General features: G+C 63.1%; 11 protein-coding genes. 9 read left to right on the forward strand and 2 right to left on the reverse strand.

Annotated elements, in window-relative coordinates; translation table 11 throughout:
- Nucleotides 1–137: 137 nt before the first annotated feature.
- Together ybeY and PHF15_RS16030 are read right to left on the reverse strand one after the other, a co-directional pair.
- Nucleotides 138–581 carry an rRNA maturation RNase YbeY gene (gene ybeY / locus PHF15_RS16025; RefSeq protein WP_300122724.1) on the reverse strand — a complete coding sequence of 148 codons (444 nt, stop codon included), beginning with the start codon at nucleotides 579–581 and terminating at the stop codon, nucleotides 138–140.
- Entirely contained in the window at nucleotides 578–1,582 is a 1,005-nt protein-coding gene (locus PHF15_RS16030; protein ID WP_300122726.1) for a PhoH family protein, read from the reverse strand. Before PHF15_RS16030 ends, ybeY begins: the two co-directional genes overlap by 4 nt.
- 55 nt (nucleotides 1,583–1,637) lie before the next feature.
- Between PHF15_RS16030 and ruvA the strand changes: the two genes are divergently transcribed.
- From ruvA to PHF15_RS16075, 9 genes are all read left to right on the forward strand, one after another.
- Nucleotides 1,638–2,210, forward strand: a complete 573-nt coding sequence (gene ruvA, locus PHF15_RS16035; protein WP_300122727.1) for a Holliday junction branch migration protein RuvA — start codon at nucleotides 1,638–1,640, stop codon at nucleotides 2,208–2,210.
- Nucleotides 2,211–2,287: 77 nt separating this feature from the next.
- On the forward strand, nucleotides 2,288–3,484 hold the full coding sequence (locus tag PHF15_RS16040; RefSeq protein ID WP_300122728.1) for an ABC transporter substrate-binding protein: 1,197 nt from the start codon (nucleotides 2,288–2,290) through the stop codon (nucleotides 3,482–3,484).
- A gap of 98 nt (nucleotides 3,485–3,582) precedes the next feature.
- Nucleotides 3,583–4,503 (forward strand): branched-chain amino acid ABC transporter permease, encoded by a 921-nt coding sequence (locus PHF15_RS16045; RefSeq protein WP_300122731.1) that lies wholly within the window; start codon nucleotides 3,583–3,585, stop codon nucleotides 4,501–4,503.
- Entirely contained in the window at nucleotides 4,496–5,467 is a 972-nt protein-coding gene (locus PHF15_RS16050) for a branched-chain amino acid ABC transporter permease (RefSeq protein WP_300122732.1), read from the forward strand. The genes PHF15_RS16045 and PHF15_RS16050 overlap by 8 nt, the downstream gene beginning before the upstream one ends.
- The gene (locus PHF15_RS16055; protein ID WP_300122733.1) at nucleotides 5,464–6,228 is read left to right on the forward strand and encodes an ABC transporter ATP-binding protein; all 765 of its coding nucleotides are present in this window, start codon (nucleotides 5,464–5,466) and stop codon (nucleotides 6,226–6,228) included. The genes PHF15_RS16050 and PHF15_RS16055 overlap by 4 nt, the downstream gene beginning before the upstream one ends.
- Nucleotides 6,225–6,935: an ABC transporter ATP-binding protein gene (locus PHF15_RS16060; protein WP_300122734.1), complete on the forward strand. Its 711-nt coding sequence runs from the start codon at nucleotides 6,225–6,227 to the stop codon at nucleotides 6,933–6,935. The genes PHF15_RS16055 and PHF15_RS16060 overlap by 4 nt, the downstream gene beginning before the upstream one ends.
- Before the next feature lie 25 nt (nucleotides 6,936–6,960).
- Entirely contained in the window at nucleotides 6,961–7,824 is an 864-nt protein-coding gene (locus PHF15_RS16065) for an alpha/beta hydrolase (RefSeq protein WP_300122736.1), read from the forward strand.
- Nucleotides 7,825–7,951: 127 nt separating this feature from the next.
- Entirely contained in the window at nucleotides 7,952–9,016 is a 1,065-nt protein-coding gene (gene ruvB / locus PHF15_RS16070; RefSeq protein ID WP_300122738.1) for a Holliday junction branch migration DNA helicase RuvB, read from the forward strand.
- Nucleotides 9,013–10,028: amidohydrolase (locus PHF15_RS16075; RefSeq protein WP_300122740.1), on the forward strand; the 1,016-nt coding region annotated here is incomplete at its 3' end. The genes ruvB and PHF15_RS16075, both read left to right, overlap by 4 nt.

A 10,028-nucleotide genomic window follows, 5' to 3' on the forward strand; every position in this document is an offset into this window, starting at 1 on the left:
CGTCGCCCCACAGCCTTGTAGCCCCTGAACCACAGTCACTGACTCAGAAAAACCAAGAAACAGAGAAAAAACCTAATCAACTTATTGACAGGTCAATCCATATCAGGAGCGGCGCCCTCGCCGCGAAGGATTTCCGGTCAATACGGGTCGTCAAACCCGAGTCGCGCCATGATTTCGCTTTCGCGCAGTTCCATCACCTGGGCATCTTCATCCTCGTCATGGTCCCAGCCCTGGGCGTGCAGGGCGCCGTGCACCAGCAGATGGGCGTAATGTTCTTCCAGGGTTTTGCCCTGTTCCTTGGCCTCGGCCGCGACCACTGGCGCGCACAGCACCAGGTCGGCGGTCACGACCGGTTCCTGCGTGTAGTCGAAGGTCAGCACGTTGGTGGCGTAGTCCTTTTTGCGATAGTCCCGGTTCAAGGCAAGGCCCTCGGTGGCATCGACGATGCGCACCGTGATCTCGGCGTCGCTTTGCAGCGCGGCGCGCAGCCAGCGTGCGACCTTGTGGCGCGGCAGGGCGGCGCGGTGTTGGGCCACGTCTTCAAATTTGCCGAATTGCAGCGAGAGGGTGAGCTGGTTCATGGGGTGTTCCGTCGGTGGCCGCGGGAGGGTGCCGTGGCGGCCAGGGGTTCGGCATCATCGCGCCGCTGGATGCCGATGCGCCCGGGGGCGTCATAGGCATCCACAATGCGCGCCACCAGCGGGTGCCGCACCACGTCCGCGCTGGTCAGGCGGCAGATGGCAATGCCCTCGACCTGTTTGAGCACGCGCTCGGCGTCGATCAGGCCGCTGAGCTGGGTGGTGGGCAGGTCGATCTGGCTGACGTCGCCGGTGATCACGGCCTTGGCGCCAAAACCGATGCGCGTCAGAAACATCTTCATCTGCTCGGGCGTTGTGTTTTGCGCCTCGTCCAGGATGACAAAGGCGGTGTTGAGCGTGCGCCCGCGCATGAAGGCCAGTGGCGCGATCTCGATGGTCTGGCGCTCGAAGGCTTTTTGCACGGCTTCGAAACCCATGAGGTCGTAAAGCGCGTCATAAAGTGGGCGCAGGTAGGGGTCGATTTTTTGCGCCAGGTCGCCGGGCAGGTAGCCCAGGCGCTCGCCGGCTTCCACGGCTGGACGCGTCAGCACAATGCGCTGCACCGTGCTGCGCTGCAATGCGTCCACCGCCATGGCCACTGCCAGGTAGGTCTTGCCGGTGCCGGCCGGGCCGATGCCGATGGTGATGTCGTGGCTGGCAATGCTGTCGAGATAATGTGCCTGATTGATGGAGCGCGGCTTGAGGTCGGTGCGTTTGGTCTTGAGTGACGGGCCATCCGCGCCGTGCACGTCGCCGTCACCCGAGAGCATCAGTTGCACGGTGCGCGGCTCGATCGGGCGCGCCGCGATCTCGTAGAGGGCCTGCAGCATTTCCATGCCGCGCTTGGCATTGGCCTTGAGGCCATCGACCTTGAACTGCTCGTGGCGGTGCGCAATTTTGACTTGCAGCGCGGCTTCGATGGTGCGCAGGTGCTGGTCCATGGGGCCGCACAGGTGGCCCAGGCGGGTGTTGTTAGGCGGGGAAAAAATGTGTCGGAGGATCAAAGTTGATAATTCCCAAAAATTGGCGCTGAAATACTCCCTCCATGATAGGCACAAAATGATCGGTAAATTAACGGGCACCCTCGACGACAAAAATCCGCCGCAGGTCATCGTGGACTGCCACGGCGTGGGCTACGAGGTGTTTGTGCCCATGAGCACGTTCTACAACCTGCCCGAGCTTGGCGTCAAGGTGACGCTGCTGACGCACTTTGTGGTGCGCGAGGATGCGCAGATTTTGTACGGCTTTGCCACGTCGCAAGAGCGCGCGGCGTTTCGCGAACTCATCAAGATCTCGGGCGTCGGGCCGCGCACCGCGTTGTCGGTGCTGTCGGGCATGAGCGTGTCCGAGTTGTCGCAGGCCGTGACCCTGCAGGAGGGTGGCCGACTGATTAAGGTGCCCGGCATTGGCAAAAAGACTGCCGAGCGCCTGCTGCTGGAGCTCAAGGGCAAGCTCGGCCCTGACATTGGTGTGCCCAGCAGCATCGCCAGCGATGCGCAGGGCGACATTTTCCAGGCCCTGCTGGCGCTGGGCTACAGTGACAAGGAGGCCGCAGTAGCCCTCAAAGCGCTGCCGAAAGACATTGGCGTGAGCGACGGCATCAAGCTGGCGCTCAAGGCGCTGGCGAAGTAGTATGAAAGCTCCGCGACAATGGTGATCCGAATTGCCTGTGGGCTCATTTTTAGTTCAACCCCTGATAGGACACTTTGATGAAATCGATTGGTCTCAAATCCCTGCGCTTCACCCTGACAACTGCCGCCGCCCTGCTTTGTCTGGCCGGCCCGTCCCAAGCCGCCGACAAGGTCAAGGTCGGCATGCTCAGCACCTTGTCCGGCCCCGGAGCGGGCTTGGGCATTGACATTCGCGACGGCTTTAACCTGGCGCTCAAGCACTCGGGTGGCAAGTTCGGCGGGCTGCCGGTCGAGGTGATCGTGGCCGACGACCAGGCCAAGCCCGATGCGGCGCGCCAGACGGCCGACCGGCTGGTGAAACAGGACAAAGTGGACTTCATGACCGGCGTGGTGTTTTCCAACGTGATGCTGGCCGTGGGCAAGCCGATTTTTGACTCCAAAACCTTCTACATTAGCGCCAACGCCGGCCCTTCGCAATTGGCTGGCGCGGATTGCAACCCGTATTTCTTCAACGTCGCCTGGCAAAACGACAACCTGCACGAAGCGGTGGGCAAGACGGTGCAGGACAAGGGTTTCAAGAAGGTTGCCCTGCTGGCGCCAAATTATCCGGCCGGCAAGGACGCGTTGGCCGGTTTCAAGCGTTATTTCAAGGGACAAATTGCCTCCGAGGCCTACACGCCCTTGAGCCAGCTGGACTATGGCGCTGAAATCTCCAAAATGCGCGCATCGGGCGCCGATGCGGTCTATATCTTTTTGCCGGGTGGCCTGGGCATCAACTTCATCAAGCAGTTTGTCGGCGCCGGTTTGTCCAAGGACATGACGCTGTTCGGCCCGGGTTTCTCGGCCGATGAAGACGTGATCCGCGCCGTGGGTGAGCCCATGCTGGGCATGTTCAACAGCTCGCAGTGGGCGCACGACATGCAAAACCCGGTCAACAAGCGCTTTGTGGCTGACTTCCAGAAAGACTACGGCCGCCTGCCGACCCTGTACGCGTCGCAAGGCTACGACGCCGCCCGCCTGATGGATGCCGCCGTGCGCGACGTCAAGGGCAAGCTTGACGACAAAACGGCCCTGCGCAAGGCCATTGCGGCGGCCAAATTCGACTCGGTGCGCGGCGCCTTCAAGTTCAACAGCAACGGTTATCCGATCCAGGACTACTACCTGCGTGTGATCACCAAGGACGCCCAGGGCCGTATCACCAACCGCACCCTGAGCACCGTGTTCAAGGACCACGCCGATGCCTACGTGGGCGAATGCAAGATGCCCGCGCTTTGACGATATGGCTGTCATTGCGAACGTAGCGTGGCAATCCAGGGCTGCATGGATCGCCACGTCGCTGCGCTCCTCGCGATGACGACTCGAATTTATTAGTCATGACCGGCATTCTGGTCCTGGAGCAGTCGCTCAACGGCCTGCAATTCGGCTTGATGCTGTTCTTGCTGGCCGCCGGGCTGACGCTGGTGTTCGGCATCATGGACATGATCAACCTGGCGCACGGCTCGATCTACATGATCGGGGCCTACCTGATTGCCAGCATTGGGCTTGCCAGTGGCTCGTTCTGGCTCGGGCTGGCGCTCGGCATTGCCGCCACGGCGGCGCTCGGCGCAATGCTGGAGGTCACCGTGCTACGCCGCCTGTACCAGCGCGATCACCTGTCGCAGGTGTTGGGCACCTTTGCCATTTTGCTGATGAGCAACGAGGCCGTGCGCATGGTCTGGGGCTCGCAACCCATCGAACTCAACCCGCCCGCCGCCCTGGCGGGCCCGGTGGAGCTGTTGCCGGGCTTCAGTTACCCCGCCTATCGCCTGTTCATCATTGCCGTAGGCCTGGCGGCTGCTGGCTTGCTGTACCTGCTGGTCACGCGCACCCGCCTGGGCATGCAGGTGCGCGCCGGCGCCTCGAACCGGGAGATGGCGCTGACCATGGGGGTCGATGTGCGGCGCCTGTTCACCCTGGTGTTTGCCATTGGCGCGGGCTTGTGCGCGCTGGCCGGCGGCATGCTCGGGCCGCTGCTGGCGGTGCAGGTCGGCATGGGCGAGAGCATTTTGATTCTGGCCTTTGTGGTGATCGTGATCGGCGGCATCGGCTCGATTCGCGGCGCGCTGCTGGGCGCGCTGCTGGTGGGCGTGGTGGATACCGCCGGGCGCACCCTGATTCCTTTTGTCTTTGAGCGCGTCATGGGGCCGGACCTGGCCGCCAACGCAGGCCCGGCCGTCGCCGCCATCCTGATTTATGTATTGATGGCCGCCGTGCTGTTTTTCAAGCCGCAAGGGCTGTTTCCCGCCCATGGCTGACCTGGATTCAAGACCCGGCGTGCTCGATCACCCCTTGCACTGGCGCACCGGCCTGGTCTTGCTGATCGCGCTGGTGTTGCTGCCCGAGTTGGCGCAAATCTGGGGGCAGGGCTTTTATGTGGGTGTGGCCAGCCGCATCCTGATTTTTGCGCTGGCAGCCACCAGCCTCAATTTGATTCTTGGTTTTGGCGGAATGGTCAGTTTTGGCCATGCGGCGTTTGTCGGCGTGGGGGCTTATGCGGCTGGCATCCTGATGCAGCACGGCTTTGCGTCCGCCTGGCTGGGGCTGGCGCTGGCCTGTGTGGCGGCAGGCGCTTTTGCCTTGCTGATCGGCGCCATCAGCCTGCGCACCCGGGGTGTTTACTTCATCATGATCACACTGGCTTTTGCCCAGATGCTGTACTACCTCATGGTGTCGCTCAAAACCTATGGTGGCGACGACGGCCTGTCGCTGAATGGCCGCTTTGAGCTGGGTTTTGGCCTGGACCCGGCCCAGGACGCCACGTTTTATTACCTGGTGCTGGCCCTTGCCGTGGCGGTATTTTTGCTGGTGCAGCGCCTGCTCAACTCCCGCTTTGGCCATGCCTTGCAGGCGATTCGCGACAACGAGACGCGCATGGCGGCCATTGGTTTCCCGGTGTACCGCTTCAAGTTGCTGGCCTTCGTGCTGGCGGGCGCGCTGGCTGGCCTGGCCGGCGCCCTGCTGGCGCATCAGGGCGGCTTTGTCAGCCCGTCGATGATGCAGTGGAGCGAGTCCGGCATGTTGATGGTGATGGTGATCTTGGGCGGGGTCGGGCATTTGTACGGCGGCCTGATCGGTGCGGTGGTGTTTTTGGTGCTTGAAGAACTCTTGAGCAGCTACACCATCCACTGGCAGTTTGGCTTGGGCGCCGTGCTGCTGGCCGTGGTGCTGCTGGCGCCCAATGGCCTGATGAGCCTGCGCGTTAAGAGGAAGTTGCCGTGAGCCACGGCACGCTGCTGCAGGTCGATGGACTGGTCAAGTCCTATGGCGGCCTGCGCGCCACCGACCATGCCTGCCTGAGCGTGCTCCCGGGTGAAATCCATGCCCTGATCGGCCCCAACGGCGCGGGCAAAACCACCCTGATCCAGCTGATTACAGGTGCCCTGGCACCCAGCGCCGGGCGCATCCAGTTTGATGGCATGGACATCACCCGCATGCCCATGCACGAGCGGGTGGCGCACGGCCTGGCGCGCTCGTTCCAGATCACCAGCATCTTCAATCGCCTGTCAGTGCTGGACAACCTGGCGCTGGCGGTGCAGGCCCATGCCGGCCATAGCCTGAACTTCTGGCGCCCGGCACGGCGTGATGCCGAGCGTTACGCCCTGGCAACCGAGGTGGCCGAGCGGGTCAGTCTGGCGCCGCAAATCAACCAACTTGGCGGTGCGCTGTCGCACGGCGAGCAGCGCCAACTGGAGGTCGGCTTGGCGCTGGCCACGCGGCCCAAATTGCTGCTGCTCGACGAGCCCATGGCCGGCATGGGGCCGGATGAGTCCGAGCGCATGCTGAGTCTGCTGCAAAGCCTGCGCGGTGAGAGCACGCTGCTGCTGGTGGAGCACGACATGAATGCGGTGTTCCGGCTGGCTGACCGCATCTCGACGCTGGTGGCTGGCCGGGTCATTGCCTGCGGCACTTCTGAGGAGATACGCCAGCACCCCGAGGTGCGGTTGGCCTACCTGGGCGACCCTGAGGAGGCCACGGCATGAGCGCGCTGCTTGAAGTTGAGCAGTTGGAGACGGCCTACGGTGCCAGCCAAGTGCTGTTTGGTGTGAGTTTTGCCGTTCAGCCCGGCGAGGTCGCCACGCTGCTGGGGCGCAACGGCATGGGCAAAACCACCACGGTGCGCTCGATCCTGGGCCTGACGCCAGCGCTACGGGGAAGCGTGCGTTTTCGCGGCGAGCGCATCGACCATTTGACTCCCGACCGCATCGCCCGCATGGGGCTGGCGCTGGTGCCCGAGGGCAGGCAGATTTTTCCGAATCTGTCGGTCCGGGAAAACCTGCTGGCCTTTGCCGCCAACCGCAACGCTTCCACAGACCCGTGGACGTTGGAGTCGGTGTTCGATTTGTTCCCGCGCCTGGCCGAGCGTGTGCGCCACATGGGCAATGAACTCTCGGGTGGCGAGCAGCAAATGCTGGCGATTGGCCGAGCACTCATGACCAATCCGTACTTGTTGATCCTGGACGAGGCGACCGAGGGTTTGGCGCCGCTGGTGCGCGAGGACATCTGGCAATGCCTGCACCAGCTGAGCCGCCGCGGGCAGACCATACTGGTGATCGACAAATACGTGCAGCGGCTGATCAAACTGGCGCATCACCACAGCATTCTGGAGCGCGGCCGGGTGGTGTGGCAGGGTGACTCCGGGCAGTTGGCGGCTGAGCCGGGCCTGTGGCAGCGTTATATTGGCGTGTAATTTTTCTTCCATTGAGCATCAAGCCATGACCCGTCTCTACCGCGAATTTGACACCCAGGCGCAGCTTGATGCGCAGTACAACCCGGCCATCAAGCTGGCAGAGCCCCTGGCGCCGGCCAGGCATTACATTGGTCGATCAAACCATGCCCGTGCCAGCTTGCGCTGTGTGCTCGATGTGCCGTTTGGCCCCACGCTGGCCGAGACGCTCGACATCTTTCCGGCTGATGTGCCCAATGCGCCGGTGTTCGTGTTCCTCCACGGCGGCTACTGGCGCGCGTTCTCCAGCAAGGAATTCAGTTGTGTGGCGCTGGGCCTGCAGCCGCTGGGCATCACCACCGTGGTGGTCAATTACGCCCTGTGTCCTTTTGTGACTGTCGATGAAATCACGCGCCAGGTACGCGCTGCCGTGGCCTGGACGCATCGCCACATTGCTGAATACGGTGGCGACCCGGCGCGGGTGGCGCTGGGCGGGCACTCGGCAGGCGCCCAGTTGACCGCCATGTGCCTGCAAACGCGCTGGGTTGAGGACTACGGCTTGCCCGCCGACCCCCTGGCCGCCGCTGTGCTGGTGAGCGGCATTTACGACATTGCGCCGCTGCGCTACAGCTACTTGCAGCCCATGATCCAGCTCGACGAGGGCATCATCCGGCGCAATTCGCCGATGTTTGGTGTGCGGCCTTGTGCCACGCCGATCTGGGTGAATTGGGGCAGCGAGGAAACGCCGGAATTTGCGCGCCAGGCCAGCAGTTTCCATGCCGCGTGGCAAGGCGCAGGCAATGTTGGTGAGCTCAGCGTGCTGCCTGACGCCAACCATTACTGCGGCATCCACGGCTTTGAAGACCCCAACAGTCGCTTGAGCCAGTGGCTGGCGACCAGGCTGGCGCTATAGTGCACACGAGCGCTGAACCTGACCCCGTCGCTGCGAGCGTAGCGTGGCAGTCCATGCTGTTTGAATTCATGGATTGCTTCACGGCGCTCGCAATGACCACGTTTTATCGTATTAACCTGAGCCCGCTGTGAGTATCCAAACCGACGACTTTGCCCCGGCGCCGCCCAAGCGGGTGGTGTCCAACGCGCCCGCCTCGCCCAACGAGGAGGCGATCGAGCGCGCGCTGCGGCCCAAGCTGATGCAGGAGTACGTGGGCCAGACCAAGGCGCGCGAACAGCTTGAGATTTTTATCAGCGCCGCCAAGATGCGTGACGAGGCGCTTGACCATGTGCTGCTGTTCGGCCCGCCGGGCCTGGGCAAGACCACCTTGAGCCACATCATCGCGCACGAGCTGGGCGTGAACCTGCGCCAGACCAGCGGCCCGGTGCTGGAAAAACCCAAAGACCTGGCCGCGTTGCTGACCAACCTGGAAAAAAACGATGTGCTGTTCATCGACGAAATCCACCGCCTGAGCCCGGTGGTGGAAGAAATTTTGTACCCTGCGCTGGAAGACTACAAGATCGACATCATGATCGGCGAAGGCCCGGCGGCGCGCAGCATCAAGCTCGACCTCCAGCCCTTCACCCTGGTGGGCGCCACCACCCGTGCCGGCATGCTGACCAACCCGCTGCGCGACCGCTTCGGCATTGTGGCGCGGCTGGAGTTTTACACCCCCGAGGAGCTTGCGCGCATCGTCAAGCGCAGCGCTGGCCTGCTCAATGTGCCCACGGATGAACGTGGCGGTTTTGAGATTGCCCGCCGGTCACGCGGTACACCGCGCATTGCCAACCGGCTGTTGCGACGCGTGCGCGACTACGCCGACGTGAAAGGTGTGGGCGAGATCACGCTGGACATTGCCAACCGCGCGCTGGCCATGCTTGATGTTGACCCGCAGGGCTTTGATTTGATGGACCGCAAACTGTTAGAGGCTGTCATCCACCGTTTTGACGGTGGCCCGGTCGGGCTTGACAACATTGCCGCGAGTATTGGCGAGGAGCGAGAGACCATCGAAGACGTGATCGAGCCCTATTTAATCCAGCAGGGTTATCTGCAGCGCACCCCGCGCGGTCGCATTGCCACACTGGCCGCCTACCGCCACCTGGGCGTGACGCCACCAGCGGAGCAGGCCGGCGGGGAACTGTTCGGCGAATGATGAACAGCCGCGCCTTTGCCCACATCGCCGCTTTCCACCCTGAGCTGACCGCCTTGCGGCGCGACTTGCACGCGCACCCCGAACTGGGCTTTGAAGAGGTCTATACCGCCCATCGCGTCGAGCAGGCGCTGAAAGTCTGTGGCGTGGACGCCATCCACACCGGCATCGGCAAGACCGGCCTGGTGGCTGTCATCCAGGGCAAGCGCAACAGCAGCGGGAAAATGACGGGTCTGCGCGCCGACATGGACGCGCTGCCAATGACCGAACACAACGACTTTGCCTGGAAGTCCGGGAAACCCGGCCTGATGCACGGCTGCGGCCACGACGGCCACACCGCGATGCTCGTGGGCGCGGCGCGCTACCTGGCCGAGACGCGCAACTTCGACGGTACCGCCGTGCTGATTTTTCAGCCCGGCGAAGAAGGTTATGCCGGCGCCCAAGCCATGATCGACGACGGTCTGTTTGAGCGTTTTCCGGTGCAGTCGGTCTATGGCATGCACAACTGGCCGGCCATGCGACCCGGCACCATTGGTTTGAACAGTGGCCCGATGATGGCCGCAGCGGACCGCATCAGCATCGAGATCACCGGTAAGGGCGGCCACGGCGCGCACCCCTACCAAACCGTGGACCCAGTGCTGGTGGCCGGGCACATCATCACCGCCGTGCAAAGCATTGTGTCGCGTAACGTCAAGCCGGTCGACAGCGCCGTCATCAGCCTGTGCGCCATGCACGCGGGTGACCTGGGCGCCATGAGTGTGGTGGCAGGCAGCGCCACTCTGGTCGGCACGGTGCGCACCTTCAAGACAGAGGTGCAGGCCCTGATTGAGCGCCGCCTCAGCGAGTTGTGCAGTTCGGTGGCGCAGGCGTTTGGTGCGACTGCCGTGGTGACTTACCAGCGCATGTATCCGGCCACCCTCAACACTGCCGCAGAGGCCCAGTTTGCCGGCGACGTGGCGGAAAGCCTGGTCGGTGCCGCCAACGTGGTGCGTGACCTGGAGCCGAGCATGGGCGC

This window comes from Rhodoferax sp. (assembly GCF_028689295.1).
In the GTDB taxonomy this organism is placed as follows: domain Bacteria; phylum Pseudomonadota; class Gammaproteobacteria; order Burkholderiales; family Burkholderiaceae_C; genus Rhodoferax.